13 protein-coding genes are annotated in these 17,350 nt (G+C 40.8%); 8 read left to right on the forward strand and 5 right to left on the reverse strand.

Features of this window, described 5'->3' with window-relative positions:
* Both ACTHN6_RS00005 and ACTHN6_RS00010 read right to left on the reverse strand, forming a co-directional pair.
* Window positions 1-1,908 (reverse strand): OPT family oligopeptide transporter (locus tag ACTHN6_RS00005; RefSeq protein WP_440433655.1); only part of this gene is annotated, 1,908 nt, incomplete at its 3' end.
* A gap of 91 nt (window positions 1,909-1,999) precedes the next feature.
* Complete coding sequence (locus ACTHN6_RS00010) at window positions 2,000-3,583, reverse strand: peptide MFS transporter (protein WP_440433656.1); 1,584 nt, start codon at window positions 3,581-3,583, stop codon at window positions 2,000-2,002.
* A 119-nt stretch (window positions 3,584-3,702) separates the two neighbouring features.
* On the opposite strand from ACTHN6_RS00010, the gene purD reads away from it, so the two are divergent.
* The 6 genes from purD to ACTHN6_RS00040 all read left to right on the forward strand — a co-directional run bounded on the left by purD (window position 3,703) and on the right by ACTHN6_RS00040 (window position 10,919).
* Complete coding sequence (purD, locus tag ACTHN6_RS00015) at window positions 3,703-4,989, forward strand: phosphoribosylamine--glycine ligase (protein ID WP_440433657.1); 1,287 nt, start codon at window positions 3,703-3,705, stop codon at window positions 4,987-4,989.
* A 316-nt stretch (window positions 4,990-5,305) separates the two neighbouring features.
* Window positions 5,306-6,331: a rod shape-determining protein gene (locus tag ACTHN6_RS00020; RefSeq protein WP_090659914.1), complete on the forward strand. Its 1,026-nt coding sequence runs from the start codon at window positions 5,306-5,308 to the stop codon at window positions 6,329-6,331.
* A 148-nt stretch (window positions 6,332-6,479) separates the two neighbouring features.
* Complete coding sequence (gene mreC / locus ACTHN6_RS00025) at window positions 6,480-7,331, forward strand: rod shape-determining protein MreC (protein WP_440433658.1); 852 nt, start codon at window positions 6,480-6,482, stop codon at window positions 7,329-7,331.
* Window positions 7,328-7,861 (forward strand): rod shape-determining protein MreD, encoded by a 534-nt coding sequence (locus ACTHN6_RS00030; protein ID WP_440433659.1) that lies wholly within the window; start codon window positions 7,328-7,330, stop codon window positions 7,859-7,861. Before mreC ends, ACTHN6_RS00030 begins: the two co-directional genes overlap by 4 nt.
* Window positions 7,862-8,140: 279 nt before the next feature.
* On the forward strand, window positions 8,141-10,186 hold the full coding sequence (locus ACTHN6_RS00035) for a M13 family metallopeptidase (protein WP_440433660.1): 2,046 nt from the start codon (window positions 8,141-8,143) through the stop codon (window positions 10,184-10,186).
* Between the two features lie 142 nt (window positions 10,187-10,328).
* Window positions 10,329-10,919, forward strand: coding sequence for a Uma2 family endonuclease (locus ACTHN6_RS00040; RefSeq protein WP_440433661.1), 591 nt, complete (start codon window positions 10,329-10,331; stop codon window positions 10,917-10,919).
* An 83-nt stretch (window positions 10,920-11,002) separates the two neighbouring features.
* On the opposite strand, the gene ACTHN6_RS00045 is transcribed toward ACTHN6_RS00040, so the two are convergent.
* Entirely contained in the window at window positions 11,003-12,106 is a 1,104-nt protein-coding gene (locus ACTHN6_RS00045) for a fatty acid desaturase family protein (protein WP_440433662.1), read from the reverse strand.
* A 294-nt stretch (window positions 12,107-12,400) separates the two neighbouring features.
* On the opposite strand from ACTHN6_RS00045, the gene ACTHN6_RS00050 reads away from it, so the two are divergent.
* Both ACTHN6_RS00050 and ACTHN6_RS00055 read left to right on the forward strand, forming a co-directional pair.
* Window positions 12,401-13,411, forward strand: coding sequence for a fumarylacetoacetate hydrolase family protein (locus ACTHN6_RS00050; protein ID WP_440433663.1), 1,011 nt, complete (start codon window positions 12,401-12,403; stop codon window positions 13,409-13,411).
* 36 nt (window positions 13,412-13,447) lie between these two features.
* Window positions 13,448-14,335: a flavin reductase family protein gene (locus ACTHN6_RS00055; protein WP_440433664.1), complete on the forward strand. Its 888-nt coding sequence runs from the start codon at window positions 13,448-13,450 to the stop codon at window positions 14,333-14,335.
* 580 nt (window positions 14,336-14,915) lie between these two features.
* Here ACTHN6_RS00055 and ACTHN6_RS00060 read toward each other — a convergent pair.
* Window positions 14,916-16,706, reverse strand: a complete 1,791-nt coding sequence (locus ACTHN6_RS00060; protein WP_440433665.1) for an acyl-CoA dehydrogenase family protein — start codon at window positions 16,704-16,706, stop codon at window positions 14,916-14,918.
* Window positions 16,707-16,885: 179 nt separating this feature from the next.
* A complete protein-coding gene (locus ACTHN6_RS00065; RefSeq protein WP_440433666.1) occupies window positions 16,886-17,329 on the reverse strand; it encodes a MarR family winged helix-turn-helix transcriptional regulator in 444 nt (147 codons plus the stop codon).
* Between the last annotated feature and the right edge of the window lie 21 nt (window positions 17,330-17,350).

The following is a 17,350-nucleotide window of genomic DNA, read 5'->3' on the forward strand; positions in this document are numbered from 1 at the left end:
TTCGCTGCCTGCAGTTAATAAAGCAACTATAACACCTGCCAATGCTCCGCCGGCAACCAGGCCTGTTGCAAATAAATTGCCTTTACCCAAATCATCCTCAGCTTCAACTTCTCCTTTGCGTTTTTTACGCCAGTCAACAAAACCGCGGATAGCGCCGCCGCAGAATATAGGCAATGTGGTGCTTAACGGAAGATAAACACCGATGGCAAAGCTTAAAGAATTTACACCGCATAGTTCCATTACAACAGCCAGTGCAACGCCCACAAATACAAACTGCCAGTCGAGATTAAAGGATAAAATGCCTTTTATCAATGTAGCCATTAATGTGGCCTGCGGGCCGGGAAATTTATCGGTGCCAATGGCATGTGAATAACCCTGCGCCACCATATCGGCAGTGGGTTTATCAAGTACTTTTATGGTAAGGCCAATCACAAGCGAAGAAACAATGGCGCCGATAAATAAAGCTATCTGCTGGTTGCGGGGCGTTGCGCCCACCAGGAAACCTGTTTTTAAATCCTGCGAGGTGGCGCCTGCATTTGCTGCGGCAATGCATATCATGCCGCCAACTACAAGCACCATAGGCTCATATGTTTTGCCGCTCCAGCCAATGCTGATAAATACGAGGCAGGTGCTCATTACAGTGGCTATTGTCATGCCGCTTACCGGGTTATTGGTTGTGCCGATGAGGCCAACGATGCGTGATGAAACCGTAACGAAAAAAGCACCGAATATTACTACCAAAACACCCAGCAATAGTTTGCTGCCAATTGAATCGCCGGGTATCATAGGGATGAAAGCGATCAATGCAATCAATGCAAGGCTTCCAAATAAAACTACTTTTAAACTAAGGTCTTTTTCTGTGCGCAGTTGCGTACCGCCTTCTTTATTGGTTTTAATAGAGCCAATACTTTCCCTGAATGAAGCGATAATCGTCGGGATGGTTTTTAATAATGTAATAAAACCGCCTGCCGCCACGGCTCCGGCGCCCACCTGCCGCACATAAGCGCGGTAAATAGCATCGGCAGTGTCATCGAATAAGTGTGTAACGGGATTCCAGCCGCCGGGGCCGCCAGCCGTTTGCACATCTTTCAAATAACCAAGCTTTACCAGTTGGTCAGCAATAACAGTCTGGTCATGTATTAACGTAGCCAGCAAGGGATGAAATACCAGCCAGCTTAATACGCTACCGGCTACCAGCGTGCCAGAAATGCGTGTACCTATAATGTAGCCAACACCCAGGTATTCCGGTGTTATTTCGCCGCTCACTTTTGCGGCGGGAAAATATTTATTGCTGAGTTTGGTTATATAATCGGGCGTTTCTGCAATAATGTGCAATACCTTTTGCAGGATGGCATACACCATTGCAACGCCTAAACCAACAAATGCTGTTCTTGCTATGTCGCCGCCTTTTTCGCCGGCTTTTAAAACGGATGCGCAGGCTGTTCCTTCGGGGTAAGGTAAGGTGGCATGTTCCTTTACAATTAAGGAGCGGCGCAGGGGGATCATCATTAATGTGCCAAGCAATCCGCCAAATATGGCGAGTATCAGAATGGTTATATAATTGAAAAAATTTGCCCCCACACTTTGCCCGTTTACCATCGATAAAAATAAAAATCCGGGCAGCGTAAATGCCACACCGCTGGCTATGCTTTCACTGGCAGAGCCTGTAGTTTGAATGATATTATTTTCAAGGATGGTTGTCTTCAATAATTTTCTGCCGATAGTAATTGCGATAACGGCGATTGGAATGGAGGCGCTTACGGTTAAACCTGCTTTTAATGCAAGGTAAACGTTTGCCGCGCCAAACAAACAACCCATGATGCAACCCATAACAATTGCTTTTACGGAGAATTCTTTCATGTTTGTTTGCGGCGAAACAAATGGCTTGAATGAAGTTGGTTCGGACATGATAGTTTAATTAAAGTAATAGGATAAAAGCAATGACAGGAACATTGTTCAATTTATATAATAAAAAACATTTCAGAAATTTATTGCCGGCTTACTGTATGCCGTGCATCATCTTTTGCAGTTTTTTTGAAAGTAAAAGAAGGATAATGCCGGCTGCGCCACCCATGAAAACAAAGAGTAAAAAGAAGTCGTACAGATTGCTTATCTCATAACCCAGGAAGTGCGTGGTTTTACCACCTTCAGGATACAGGCTGCTTAACACGCCGGCTAATTTATTGCCGCCTGCATTGCCTGTAAACCATACAGCCATGAGCAGCGATGCAAACCTTAGCGGCGATAATTTATTGAATAAGGAAAGGCCAATGGGCGAGAGGCATAATTCGCCAAGGGTATGCAGCAGATATAAACCTGTTAACCATATCATGCTTACCTGTTTGGTGGCAGCATCTTTTACGCCGTAAGCAATCCATAAAAAACCTAAAGCCAACAAAAGTAAACCTATGCCCATTTTGGTAGGTGTGGCCGGTTGTTTCTTGCCCAATTTTAACCATAGCCATGCCAGTATGGGTGCAAAAATGATGATGAATGCAGAATTGAACGACTGGAAATAACTGGGCGGCATTACATAATCGCCCCACAGGTGCCGGTTGGTTTGCTGGTCTCCAAAAACGGCTAATGAAGCGCCGGTTTGTTCATAAGCGCCCCAGAAGAAAACAACAAAAAATGCAATGATCACCATTACCCAAATTCTTTGCTGCTCTTCTTTGGTAAGATTTTTATCTGAAAAAATAAGAATGATGATAAACAGGAAGCTGCCGCCCAAAAGATAAAACAGGTAATTTGTTTGCGTATCCAGGTAAAGCGCACCAATGGAAATAGCGGCAAATACAAGCATGATGATCACCGTGAAAACAGGGTTCAGCCATATTGGTGATGGCGGTTTTACATGGCTTGAAGCTTCTTTGTTTAATGTATCAACCATCAGGTCATCTGGTTTAAGGCCCAATATTTTTCCTTCCGGATCGCGCACCAGTTTATTGTGATATATTCTTTGTATAATAAGACTGATAATCATGCCTACACCGGCCACAAGAAACGCCCATTTAAAATCTGCAGGGCTGCCCGTATTGCCCACCGTGCCGCAAGCTATCGGGCCTATAAATGCGCCCAGGTTTATACCCATATAAAAAATAGTGTAAGCTGGGTCAACACGCAGGTCACCTTTTGGATAAAGCTGCCCTACAAGCGTAGAAATATTGGGTTTGAAAAAACCGTTGCCAGCAATCATTAAACCAAGGCCGGAGAAGAAAAGCACATTCGATAAACCGGGTGAAGTATTATAAATAGTACCGCAGATAAATAAAATCAATTCACCAATAACCATTACGATGCCGCCAACAAATATAGACCGTTTGTTACCCCAGAACCGGTCAGCAAAATATCCTCCCACCAACGGTGTGAGGTATAATAAACTTATATAGCTGCCATATAAATTAGACGCAAAATCAAGCTTGAATAAAAGGGCCTGCGTCATAAAATAAATGAGTATGGCGCGCATGCCGTAATAGTTAAACCGTTCCCACATTTCAATGGCAAACAATACATATAAACCTTTGGGATGTTTTTTGCGTGCAGATTGTTCAGCAGCTACCTTTGCATCTTCGTTAATATTCATTAAAGCTTGTTTACTGGAAAAATAATTAGTTGGCAGCCCAAAATAAGCAGTTTTTACAATTAACAAAATCTAATTCAGAAAGCATAAAACTTTTACTTTCGCCGCCTAATTATGTTTTCATGAATATTTTGTTGTTGGGAAGCGGTGGCCGTGAACATGCACTGGCGTGGAAAATGGCGCAAAGCAAACATTGTTCAAACTTATTTATTGCGCCGGGCAATGCCGGTACAGCGCAATGCGGAAAAAATGTAAACATCGGTGTAAATGATTTTGAAGCCATCAAAAAATTTGCTGTTGGCAATAATGTTGAAATGATTGTTGTGGGGCCAGAAGACCCGCTGGTAAACGGCGTGTATGATGCGCTACAGGAAGACCAATCCACCAAACATATAATTGTTATCGGCCCTTCTGCAAATGGCGCACAACTGGAAGGCAGCAAAGCATTCTCTAAAAAATTCATGCAGCGCCATAATATTCCAACGGCTGCATATGCGGAGTTTACAAAAGATAATTTTGAAGAAGGCAAAAAATATATTCATCAGCACAGTTTGCCGGTTGTATTAAAGGCCGATGGATTAGCCGCAGGCAAAGGCGTTGTAATTGCACAAACAACAGCAGATGCATTGAGGGCTTTTGAAGAAATGATAATCAATCAGCAGTTTGGCGAAGCATCCAGCAAAGTGGTGATTGAACAGTTTTTAGATGGCATTGAACTGAGCGTTTTTGTACTAACTAACGGTAAAGATTATAAGATCATCGGCCATGCAAAAGATTATAAACGTATTGGTGCAGGCGACACAGGATTGAACACCGGCGGCATGGGTTGCGTGAGCCCTTTGCCATTTTTAACCGCTGAATTTTTGCAGCAGATTGAAACAAAGATCATTCAGCCAACTATAAAGGGTTTGCAAACAGAAAATATTATTTACAATGGCTTTGTATTTTTTGGTTTGATTAAAGTGGGCAATGAACCTTTTGTTATAGAATATAATTGCCGCATGGGCGATCCGGAAACGGAAGTAGTAATGCCGCGTTTGAAAAACGACATTGTAGAATTATTTTTATCCGTACATAATAATACTTTAAAAGATACAGTTATTTCGTTCGATGAACGCGCCTGCGCAACTGTGGTTGCGGTAAGCGGCGGTTACCCGGGCGATTATGAAAAAGGTAAGCTGATAAGTTTGCCGGTTGATAGTTTGCAAAGTAAAAGCTTCATTTTTCATGCGGGGACAAAGCTGAATGATAAGGGTGAAATTATAACAAATGGCGGAAGGGTTTTAGCGGTTACATCATTTGGCTCAAATATTGCTAATGCAGTGCAACTTTCAAAAAATGCTTTAAGCAATATAGATTTTGAAGGGATGTATTTCAGAAGCGATATTGGATATGAATTTAAGCCGTAAGTTATTAGTCCTGAAACGTGAAAACTTCAAAGGTTTTCCTGTATTGAAACAAGTTGAAAACTTAAGGTTTAAAGTAATAATAGCAATTTCAAAATTGAACGCTCTTAGATTCACATTTGACGATTCACGCTTTACGAAAACCATTTTACATATCAATAATTGTCTTCCTCACCAAAAAAAGTTTGGAACTAAAAAAATAATGTTTGTGTATATTAACAAAAACCCTTGAAATAGAAATATCCGTGCTTTGTAAATTCGAATTATATCCTGCACCTTTGCGGCTTATTTAATAATAACATTTGTAACTAATTATATAATGGGACTTTTTAATTTTTTCACACAGGAAATTGCGATTGACCTGGGCACCGCAAACACCCTGATTATACATAATGATGAAGTGGTGGTAAATGAGCCATCCATTGTTGCCTTAAACAGGAATAATCCAAAGGAGGTGCTGGCCGTGGGAAAACGTGCGCTGATGATGCACGAAAAAACACATGAAAGCATCCGTACCGTACGCCCGTTGAAAGATGGCGTAATTGCCGATTTTAATGCTGCTGAATTAATGATAAAGGAAATGATCAAGATGATCTATCCTAAAAAACCGTTGATTGCGCCGAGATGGAGAATGGTGATCTGTATTCCTTCCAGCATAACAGAAGTTGAAAAACGTGCGGTTCGCGACAGCGCGGAACAGGCCGGTGCAACCGAAGTGTATCTGATTCATGAACCTATGAGCGCTGCTTTGGGTATTGGAATAGATGTGGAAGAACCGGTTGGTAATATGATCATTGATATAGGCGGTGGCACAACAGGCATTACCGTAATTGCGCTGGCCGGTATTGTTTGCGACCAGAGCATTCGTATTGCAGGCGATGAATTTACCGCTGACATTATGGAAGCCTTGCGTCGTTATCACAGTTTGCTTATTGGCGAGCGTACAGCAGAGCAAATAAAAATAACGATCGGCGCGGCTATGAAGGACCTGGATAACCCGCCGGAAGATATGCCGGTAAACGGCCGTGACCTCGTAACCGGTATTCCAAAGCAAATTATGGTGAGTTACCAGGAAGTGGCTGAAGCATTGGATAAATCCATCTTTAAAATAGAAGAAGCTATTTTAAAAGCGCTGGAAACCACGCCGCCTGAACTGGCTGCCGATATTTACCGCAGAGGGTTATATTTAACCGGCGGCGGCGCCTTGCTGCGTGGTTTGGATAAACGTTTAAGCCAGAAAATAAAATTACCTGTTCATATTGCTGAAGACCCGCTGATTAGTGTTGTGCGCGGAACAGGGCTGGCATTAAAAAATTACCAGCGTTATCCTTTTGTAATGAAATAATAAAGCCTTCCCAAACCCCTCCTGGAGAGGGGCTTTAAGAGAGCTTGCTCTTTTAAAAGTTATCATCTATTAGTGCTTTCAAAAAATAAAATAAGTTCTGCAAATGTTTTCTTTCATCTCCCCTTAGAGGAGGTAGGGAGGGGCTGTTATGCGTAACATAATTGCATTCATACGTCATTTTTTTAACCTGTTCCTGTTCCTTATTTTGATGGGGGGTTCACTGGCTGCCCTTATTAATTACAATCAAACTTACCAGGTTGCTTTTTCTAATGTTGCCAATGAAACCACAGGTAAAGTGGGCGCGCAGTATAATGCTATTGAATATTATTTCCGCCTTAAAAAAACCAATGAAGCGCTGGCTGCTGAAAATGCTGAGCTTAGGGGCATGCTGCAATCAAGTTTTGAAGCGCCTGATACCTCAAAAGTATTCCAGATAGATTCACTGCTGAAAGACACGCTGGGCCGCGTCAGGAAATTTGAATTCCTTCCTGCCAAAATTGTAAACAACGATATTTCAGAACAAAACAATTATATCACTTTATACCGTGGTGCCAAACAGGGCGCTCAGGTTGATATGGGCGTAACAGGCCCGCGTGGAATTGTGGGCAAGGTAATTATGGTAAGCGATAATTATTGCCGTGTAATGAGCCTGCTTAACCGCAATGCAAAAGTAAGTGCCATGACGAAGAAGGGTTTCTATACCGGTCTTGTTGACTGGGATGGCAAAGACCCCCGTTATGTAACCATGCATAACGTACCCAAGTCGGCTAAAGTAAAAGTAGGGGATAGCATTATCACCAGTAATTTGTCAGGCAGTTACCCGCCAGGCATAATGATTGGCACCGTAGCTGCTTTACAGGGCGACTCCGGCAGTGGCTTTTATGAATTGAAAGTGAAAACATCAACAGATTTTTATAATATTCAATATGCTTACCTGGTTAATAACATGATTTGGGCTGAACAAAAACAACTGGAAGCTAAAACGCCGAAAGATAAATGACGAACCTGCTGAAAAATATAATCCGTTTTGTATTGTTCATAGCTGTGCAGGTTTATGTGTTTAATAAAGTGCCGCCCGTACATGAGTTTGTAAAACCCTACATTTATTTTCTGTTTATTTTATGGCTGCCATTCAATACAGGCCGTGCGCCATTAATGCTGCTGGCATTTATATTCGGCTTAACGTACGATTATTTCAGCGGTACACCCGGCCTTCATGCAGCTCCCTGCGTTTTAATTGCTTATTTACGGCCGTTCTTATTAAACCTTTTAATACCACAGGAAACAACACAGTTAAGTTTTGCAGAGCCATCGGTTAAAAGCATGGGCTGGGGCTCTTATGCAACATATATCCTCATACTTACCTTCATGCATACAACATTGCTTGTGTTTCTTGAATGGATGGATTTTGGCGATTTCTTCTTCTTCATTGGTAAAGTAACAGCTACCACTGCACTCAGCCTTGTGCTCATTTTTATTGCAGAAATACTCTTTCCGCGCAAAGGAAAAGTAAGAACAAATGCCGCATGATAAATGCTTTCGCATTTATTATCTGTTTTTATGTTACCGGCAGCAGGAATGCTGTTAAGCACGGTTGCGTCGCACACCGCGGCTGTAATACTTTCCCAACAATATAATCGCTGGTCGTGAACGGTTATCTGTTAATATATGGCTGGCCGAAATGCATGGATTACTTATCTATCTGTGAGAAAAAGAATTACTTCATCACACATCAAAAACTTAAACCGTATAAATAAATAAGTTGCTCCTTCAGCCTGCATTACTTTACTTAGCTCAAAAAATTTACTTATGTTATTTCGCAGCCTGTTAACTGCATGTATACCGGTAACAATATTGCTTACTGCGTGCAATACTTCAACAAGCAAAAATGAAAATAAACCTGATCCGCTTGTAACCAATCGAGATACAACCGTTAATCCTGCACAGGATTTCTTTCATTATGCAGATGGAGGTTGGTTTAAAGCGCATCCTATTCCGTCAAGTGAGAAAAGCAATGGCATATTCAGAACCATACAGGATACAATTAACGACCAGGTAAGAAGAATATGCGAAGAAGCATCAAAAGCCAATGATGCAACCGGAAGCAATAAACAAAAGATAGGTGATTTTTTCGCCAGCGGGATGGATACGGTAACCATTGAAAAGGCAGGTATAACGCCACTGGAAAAAGAACTTACAGCTATAGATTCAATAAGCAGTGTAAATTCTGTTATAGCTGCAATAGCGCATTTGCATACAATAGGCGCTAACCCGCTTTTTTCTTTTTATATAACACAGGATGATAAGATAAGCGATAAATATGCCATACTGTTTGGGCAGGGCGGTATTGGCCTTGGTGTTCGCGATTATTATTTTGATAATGATGAGCGCACAAAAAATATTCGTGATGAATATGTAAAGCATATTCAAAAAATGCTGCGGCTTTCCGGTACTGACAGTTCAACTGCCGGTGCAGATGCATCGAATATCATGAAGCTTGAAACGGAGCTTGCCGCACATAGCCGCAAGCTTGCCGATTTGCGCGACCCGGAAAAGAACTATAACAAAATGCCCGTGGCACAGTTTAATAAATTAACGCCGGCTGTTAACTGGAATAATGTGCTGCCTTTATTAGGTATAAAAAATGGCGATACGGTTATTGTTGGCCAGCCTGAATTTTATACAGCCTTAAATAATACACTGAAAAAATTTTCACTCAATGACTGGAAGGCTTACATGCGCTGGAACCTTATTGATGCATACGCTTCTTATTTAAACAAAGCCATTGATGATGAAAACTTTTATTTCAATGCAACTATATTAAATGGTATTAAAGAGCGAAAGCCGCGCTGGAAAACGGTTGTAGAGAATACAAACGGCTATTTGGGTGAATTAATAGGCCAGGTATATGTAAAAGAATATTTGCCCGAAGGCACGAAAGATAAGCTGGTTGAAATAGGCAATAACATTCGTAATGTATTTGCAGATCATATTAAGAAGCTCGACTGGATGAGCGATTCCACCAAAACAAAGGCTTTGTATAAACTTTCAAAAATCGTAATGAAAGTAGGCTATCCTGATAAGTGGAAAGATATGAGCAAACTCACAATTGACCGCAGTTCGTATGCGCAAAACGTAATGCGTGTAAACCAATGGTTTTATAATTATATGATATCAAAATGGGGCAAACCTGTTGATCGTGGAGAGTGGACGATGATGCCACAAACTTATAATGCATATTATAACCCGAGTAATAATGAAATTGTGGTGCCTGCCTGCAATATTATTGTTCCCGGCTTTGAAGGCCGCCTGCCTGATGATGCGGTTTTATATGGTATAATTGGCGGCTCTACATTCGGGCATGAGATAACACATGGCTTTGACGACCAGGGCAGCCAGTATGATGATAAAGGCAATCTCAGAAATTGGTGGACGAAAGAAGACCGGGAAAAATTTCTTGCCAAAACAAAACTAATCGTTGAACAATTCAGCAACTATGTTATGCTTGACAGCCTGCATATAAATGGCGATGCTACGCAAGGCGAGAATATTGCTGATCTTGGTGGTGTTGTTATGGGATATGAAGCATTCAAAAAAACAAGTCAGTATAAGAATAATGAAGTGATTGCAGGATTAACGCCGGACCAGCGTTATTTCCTTGCTTATGGTTATGCATGGATGGTAAATGCGACGCCTGAATCTGTTGCAAGGCAAATACGTGTAGATGTGCATTCGCCTGCACAGTACCGTGTTAACGGGCCTTTGAGCAATATCCCGGAATTTTATAAAACGTTCAATGTAAAACCCGGTGATGCTATGTACAGGGCCGATAGTTTAAGGGTTGTTATCTGGTAAGTAAAAAGCGGGCTGAAATTTCGTGCAGCCATGTTTACAGGCTAAATGCTTTATCTGATGAAAATGGATTTTGCTTGCCACAACTGGTTTGAAATTTAGGCTGTATTACAGGAAGGCACTGAAAAATTCGTAGTTTTAAAACATGGAAGTAAAAGAGCCTGCAATTGCATATAACAAGCAAAAGGTTTCCATCGAGGATTATCTCGAAAGAGAAAATGCATCCCGTGAAAAGCATGAATATTATAAGGGGAAAATTTTTGCAATGAGTGGCGCGAAAGTGCCGCATGTAATGGTTTGCGATAATATTCTTGCTGCTTTAAAACAAAAGCTAAAAGGAAACCCCTGTAAACCTTTTGGCAGCGATCTGCGCATTCATATTGAAGCAAATACACTTTTTACCTATCCTGATATTTCAATTGTATGCGGGAATATTGTTACATTAAATAACGACAATTTTAATGTGCTGAACCCTTCTGCATTGATAGAAGTTTTATCAGACAGCACAAAGAATTACGACCGCGGAGATAAGTTTAAATTATGCCGTGATATACCTTCACTTCAGGAATATGTGCTCGTTGACTCTGAAAACATTGGCGTTGAAATATTCCGCCTGAATGCAGCACAGCACTGGGAACTGGAAGAATATAATAAAACATCCAAAGGCTTTGACATACGCGCTGTTGATATATTTCTGGAAATGGAAGATGTGTATGAAGGAGTGCGATTAATTTGATGTATACCGGCACTAAAGCAGGCTTTTAAAAATAGAGGAAACAACCTATGGTTGTTTCCTCTATTTTATTTTACAACTTACCGTTACATTGTTTCTTCAAAAATATTTTCATGAAAGGCATTTGTGCGCAATAGCTTGTAATGATTGCGCAATGATTTAACCAGCGGGAACTGTCGGTAAGGCAAATTATTTTTTGCAGCAAATTCCCGTATCACCTGTGTTACTTCAGGATAAAAAACATGATTTACCGCCGGGAACAAATGATGGGCAATATGATAATTAAAACATCCCATAAAAAACCGGATAAACCAATTGTCTTCACTTACATCATTGGTGCAGCTAAGCTGGTGCCTGAACCATGCCATGGGCATTTTCCCGTTTTCATCAGGCACCGGGTATTCACTTTCTGTGCTTGCATGTGGTGATAATAATACCAGTAATGAAACGATGCTTGCTGTAAACAACATAATTAAAAAAGCAGCAATGGCGTGTCCCCAGCTAACATTAAAAAACAATACCGGCAACAAAACTGTATATAATATAAAGGCAATTTTAAAAATAAACAGTTTAACGTACTCAATCGTCGGTATATGATCTACCACTTTCCAAACCAGTTTTTTCTTACTAAAGAAGTCTTTAAAATCCCTTACTAAAAGCCAGTTAATAAGATATAAGGGATAAAAGAGCGGCAAATAAATATGCTGGTATTTATGCATTTTGGAAAACGGTGCATGCGGAAATACCCTTGCCAAAGGACTTTGCTCAAAGTCGCTGTCCCAGCCCATAACATTTGGATAATTATGGTGAAGCCGTATATGCCTTATTTTCCAGATGTAGCTGTTGGCGCCCATCAGGTCAAAGAAATGAACATACCAGTTGTTGATACGTTTATTTGAAAACAAAGTGTTGTGAACGGCTTCGTGTATTAAGTTTAAAAAGTTTAATACCAGCAAAAAGCCCATTGAAAAAAAGCAGAAATAATAAATGGAAGTATTTGAAGCCCAATAAAGCGCTGCTAAGTATGATAAAATGTAAAGTGCGGGGAAAAGAATAGCTTTAACAATAATTCCCGGTCTTCTTTTTTCTTCCAATCTGCTAACTGTAGTGTTTACCTCTTTCCTTAGTTGCTGAAATAATTCAGCATCTGCGTTCTTTATGAAAGAAGGTTTGGTAACTCTCTCTGTCATAAATATATGTTTATAAGTATTCTATGGTGCCCTGGGGCTAGCTAATTCACCCACAAAAGTAATGAAAAAGAATTTTTATGATTATTTGCCTATAACCGTATTTCAAAGAATAATGCCGCTTAACATTCTGTTTCTCAACTTTTATTCCATAAAATTGCGCACGGAAATAATTGTTAATGAATGGATATATCCATTTACGGGGGGGCAACATTACATTATGCTGCAATTGAGAATGAACCAGCGCCAGATTTTTTTTATCACACGAAGGCTATTGAAAAAATAAAACTTGAACGAATGAAATTGGTTTCTTATTTAAAAGAAGGACATGACCAGTTAGCTATTCTTGAAAATAATTTGCTGTACGATACAGATTTGCTGCATAGCGAAATGCCATCATCCATGATGATGTTCCTTACTTATTGGGAAGATAACTACGAGCTTGCTTTAAAGCTGCACCAGGCAATTCTGGATGACCGCATTGGCAGAGAAAAAGGTTTTCCGCTTAGTGGCGCAGATTTATTATCGCCTGTGCCTTTTCCCTCAAGCTGCCGCGATGGATATGCTTTTCGCCAGCATGTTGCTGCTGCCAGAAGAAACCGTAAAGTGCCCATGCTGCCCGAGTTTGATCAGTATCCTGTGTTTTATTTTACCAATCATCATGGCGTGCAGGGCCCGGGGCCGGTTATGTGTATGCCCGATCATTTTAAGAAGCTCGATTTTGAACTGGAAGTGGCAATAGTTATTTCCAAATTAGGCAGGAATATTCCTGCAGAAGAAGCTGATGAATATATTGGCGGATTAATGATTATGAACGACCTGAGTGCCCGCACTTTGCAATCAGAAGAAATGCTGCTGAACCTGGGCCCGGCAAAGGGAAAAGATTTTGCAACCGCCATAGGCCCGTGGTTAGTTACATTGGATGAACTGGAGCAATTTGAAGTGCCGGCAAAAGAAGGTCATGTGGGCAAAAACTGGAATTTAAAAATGACATGTGCAATAAACGGCATACAGGTAAGTGAAGGCAATTTAAGCGATATGGACTGGACATTTGCAGAACTGGTTGAACGTGCATCGTATGGCGCTACACTATATCCCGGCGATATTATTGGCAGCGGTACCGTTGGTACCGGCTGTTTTCTTGAATTGAACGGCACCGGTAAACTGCAGGATGAAAATTACCAGGAACAGTGGCTGCAACAGGGTGATGTAATTGAGATGGAAGTTGAAGGCCTTGGCAAACTGGTAAATACAATTGAAAAAGAAGAAGGCGATTTCTCCATTCTTCAAAAGAAAAAAACTTCATAGCAAATTCTAATAACCTTTCCTGCTAATTATAATGTGATGCACACGGTACAATTAAATGCACTTGCGCTTCCGCAAAAAATGAACTGGCTGCAATATGCCATTGCACCACGGCCAATTGCATTGGCAAGCACGATTGATAAGGATGGAAATTCAAACCTCAGTCCATTCAGCTTCTTTAACCTTTTTTCTTACGATCCGCCTGTGGTTATTTTTTCAACAGTAAAAAGAGGAAGAAATAATACACATAAACATACTTTCGAAAATATAAGTGAAGTGCCCGAAGTGGTTATTAATATTTGTGATTATGCTATTGTACAGCAGATAAACCTTGCCAGCACTGAATATGCAAAAGGTACAGATGAATTTATAAAAGCGGGGTTTACAAAATTGCCTTCCCTTTATATAAAACCACCGCGTGTTAAAGAAGCAAAAGTGCAACTGGAATGCAAGGTGCTTGAAATAAAAAGCCTTGGCGATATTGGCGGCTCGGGGCAATTAATTATTGCAGAAGTTATATGCATGCACGTTGATGAAAGCATTTTGAATGAAGATGGTTCAGCCATCGATCAAACAAAACTGCACCATGTGGCGAGGCTTGGCGGCGACTGGTATTGCAAGGTTGATGCAACCAATCTTTTTAAAGTTATCAGGCCGGTGAGAGATTTAGGAATTGGTATTGATGGCTTGCCTGCTGCTATCCGCATAAGTAAAATATTAACGGGCAATCATCTTGCGCAATTGGCCAATGTAAAAGAAATACCTTTTGTTGATGCTTCGTTTGATGATGAACAACTGAAAAATATCATTCAATATTATTCCGTAAGCCCCGATGAAATGGAAGCTGAACTGCACCGCTATGCAAAAGAATTACTTGATAAAGGAAATGTAAACGGCGCCTGGCAGGTGTTGCTGGCTTCGGTATAATATGAATGCAGGGTTTTCCAAACTGTCGGGTGGCATTTTATTGACAAGTTTAATTTTAAGAGATTTATTTCGTTTAATATTTGGTTTTTCAATTCCCTCCATGATTGCTTCGCAGTTCTCCGTCGCATGAATGATTTGGTTAAAAGACAAACATGCTGTTATACTCCTTCGAAATGACGGGCCGCTGGCTAATACTAATTACCAAATTAAACGATGATGGCAAAACACAAGCCTCTTCGCACGTCATTTCGACGAAAGGAGAAATCTCTTGAAATGGATGCATTAAGATGTTTTAATAACAACGTTAACCTTCAGAGATTTCTCAGTCGCATGAATGATTTGGTTAAAAGAAAAACATGCTGTTAATGCTCCTTCGAATAACGGGCCGCTGGCTAATACGGATTACCAAATTAAACGATGATGGCAAAACACAAGCCCCTTCGCACGTCATTTCGACGAAAGGAGAAATCTCTTGAGGTGGAATGGATTAAGATACCCAAATTTTCAGGATAGAGTTTGTAAAACGCAGCATGCCATCCAGAATTTTCCGGATGGCATGTTTACGCAATTAAAATCAGTTTTAAAATGCATACCGCTTATCGGCAATCATTTTATCTGCAATCCTTCTTTTGGCAGCTTTGGAATTATAAGGCTGAACTTTTGTAAACCTTTTCAGGCCAATGTTCATCATGCGTAATTCATCACCTTCTGCAAAAGCATTCAAAGCATCTTTACCGTTTTTATTTATGCGGTCTGCAGCATCGTAAATAAAACAATCAACCATATCTTTCAAAACAGCTACACTGGCTTCGCCATTCTTTTCAGTAAGTTTAATGAGGCGCAGCAAACAGCTTTCTGCAAGAAAAGTATCAATGGCCATATCAGCGATGTGCATCAATATCTCCTGCTCTTTATCAATATTCATCATCAGCTTTTGCACGGCGGCGCCCGCCACCATTAAAATGGCTTTCTTAAAGTTGATGATATATTTTTTCTCTTCGCTGAATGGCGTTTCATCATCATTACTAAAATCGGGAATGCTCATTAATTCGTTGGCAACCGCCATGGCAGGCCCCATTAAATCCAGTCTTCCTTTCATGGCGCGTTTTAATGTCATATCTAAAATGAGCAAACGGTTTATTTCATTGGTGCCTTCATAAATGCGGTTAATGCGGCTGTCGCGGTAAGCTTTCGATATTAAATATTCATCGCTGAAACCATTGCCGCCATGTATCTGTACGCCTTCATCGGAAATAAAGTCCAATACCTCGCTGCCAAACACTTTTAATATCGCACATTCAATAGCATATTCTTCGGCAGCGCCAAGCAAAGCCTGCTCATGCGTTTTGCCGGAGGCTTCCAGTTCTGCCCGCTTTGCTTCAATCAATGCAGCCGTTCTGTACAGCGCCGAATCACTTACCCATAAACTGATAGCCATGTTAGCAAGCTTTTCTTTTATAGCGCCAAAATTGGAAATGGATGTATTGAACTGCTCCCGGTTAATGGCATATTCCACCGACATATTCAGTGCGCTCCTGGAACCGCCGTTGGTTGCGGCGCATAGCTTTAACCTGCCTATGTTTAAAATATTAAAAGCAATAATGTGGCCCTTGCCAATTTCACCCAATACATTTTCAGCAGGCACTTTGCAATCCTGGAAATATAACTGCACGGTAGAAGAACCTTTTATGCCCATCTTATGTTCTTCGGGACCTTGTGTAAAACCTTCAAAGCCACGTTCAACAATAAAGGCTGTGAATTTATCGCCATCCACTTTGGCAAATACGGTATAAACATCTGCAAAGCCGCCATTGGTTATCCAGCATTTCTGGCCGTTCAATACATAATATTTTCCGTCTTCACTCAAGCGTGCCGTTGTTTTAGCGCCAAGCGCATCGCTGCCGCTGCCGGGTTCCGTTAAACCATAAGCGCCTATAAACTCGCCGCTGGCAAGCTTCGGAATATATTTTTGTTTTTGATCTTCCGTTCCAAAATATAAAATAGGCAGCGAGCCAATGCCGGTATGCGCGGCAATAGCCACTGAAAAAGAAAAACCGTTGCCAAGCCCTTCATTCACGATAGTGGATGTAATAAAATCTTTGGCAAGGCCACCATATTCTTCCGGGAAAGAAGTGCTTAATAAACCCTGTTCGCCGGCTTTAACCAGCAGGGAGCGCATAAGGCCGGGTTCAAGTTTATCAATGCGGTCAATAATGGGCAGCACTTCCGTGTCAACAAACTGTTTGCACATATCCATGATCATGTGCTGCTCTTCGCTAAAATCTTCGCGGATAAAAATATCATTGGCACCGCTTTCTTTAATAAGCCATTCACCACCTTTTAATATTGTTTTATTTTCCACAGATTCCATGGTATTAATTTTATTAATAAATAATTTGTAACCAGCTTTTGTAATCCTCTTCAACTGCGTTGTGTCACTCCCTTGTACTGCATGTACGCTGTTCAGCTTTCGCCTGTTGTTTCAAATGCATTATCTATATCAATCACTCTGAACTTTATGCTTACAACGTCCTTTAAATTATCAGCGATTTATGAATTCAAATTATCATACACTTTCTGCAACACTCTTTTTACAATTTCAATTTCTTCTTTTTTCACATCCTGCAGCGCTTCATCCATCGTTTGATTGGCTAGTTCAAGGGTTACATTTTGTAAAGCCCTTCCCGCATCCGTTAAGCACACGAGGTTAATGCGCTTATCATTTTTGTGCGATGCCCGTTTTAATAATTTTTGTTTTTCCAGGTTATCAATCAATCTTGTGATGCTTGGTTTATCCCGGTAAGTGCGGTTGCACAATTCCTGCTGGCTTAAACAATCTTCCTTCCATAAATGATATAATACCGTCCATTGTTCAATTGTAATATCAATGCCTGCATTGCGCAGGTTCTTTTGTAACCGCCTTGCAACCGCCGTACTGGCCATTCCATTAATAACGCTGTATAATTCTCCTCTTTTAAACTGGTTTACCGACATATAGTTGTTTATGCAACTATT

Origin of the sequence: Parafilimonas sp., assembly GCF_051953455.1 — a bacterium.
Classification (GTDB): domain Bacteria; phylum Bacteroidota; class Bacteroidia; order Chitinophagales; family Chitinophagaceae; genus Parafilimonas.

What these genes read in the sequence shown, in the direction of transcription:
- ACTHN6_RS00010 (WP_440433656.1), bottom strand. Translation starts at nt 3,583, where the DNA reads ATGAATATTAACGAAGATGCAAAGGTAGCTGCTGAACAATCTGCACGC.
- purD (WP_440433657.1), top strand. Translation starts at nt 3,703, where the DNA reads ATGAATATTTTGTTGTTGGGAAGCGGTGGCCGTGAACATGCACTGGCG.
- ACTHN6_RS00020 (WP_090659914.1), top strand. Translation starts at nt 5,306, where the DNA reads ATGGGACTTTTTAATTTTTTCACACAGGAAATTGCGATTGACCTGGGC.
- mreC (WP_440433658.1), top strand. Translation starts at nt 6,480, where the DNA reads ATGCGTAACATAATTGCATTCATACGTCATTTTTTTAACCTGTTCCTG.
- ACTHN6_RS00030 (WP_440433659.1), top strand. Translation starts at nt 7,328, where the DNA reads ATGACGAACCTGCTGAAAAATATAATCCGTTTTGTATTGTTCATAGCT.
- ACTHN6_RS00035 (WP_440433660.1), top strand. Translation starts at nt 8,141, where the DNA reads ATGTTATTTCGCAGCCTGTTAACTGCATGTATACCGGTAACAATATTG.
- ACTHN6_RS00040 (WP_440433661.1), top strand. Translation starts at nt 10,329, where the DNA reads ATGGAAGTAAAAGAGCCTGCAATTGCATATAACAAGCAAAAGGTTTCC.
- ACTHN6_RS00045 (WP_440433662.1), bottom strand. Translation starts at nt 12,106, where the DNA reads ATGACAGAGAGAGTTACCAAACCTTCTTTCATAAAGAACGCAGATGCT.
- ACTHN6_RS00050 (WP_440433663.1), top strand. Translation starts at nt 12,401, where the DNA reads ATGAAATTGGTTTCTTATTTAAAAGAAGGACATGACCAGTTAGCTATT.
- ACTHN6_RS00055 (WP_440433664.1), top strand. Translation starts at nt 13,448, where the DNA reads ATGCACACGGTACAATTAAATGCACTTGCGCTTCCGCAAAAAATGAAC.
- ACTHN6_RS00060 (WP_440433665.1), bottom strand. Translation starts at nt 16,706, where the DNA reads ATGGAATCTGTGGAAAATAAAACAATATTAAAAGGTGGTGAATGGCTT.
- ACTHN6_RS00065 (WP_440433666.1), bottom strand. Translation starts at nt 17,329, where the DNA reads ATGTCGGTAAACCAGTTTAAAAGAGGAGAATTATACAGCGTTATTAAT.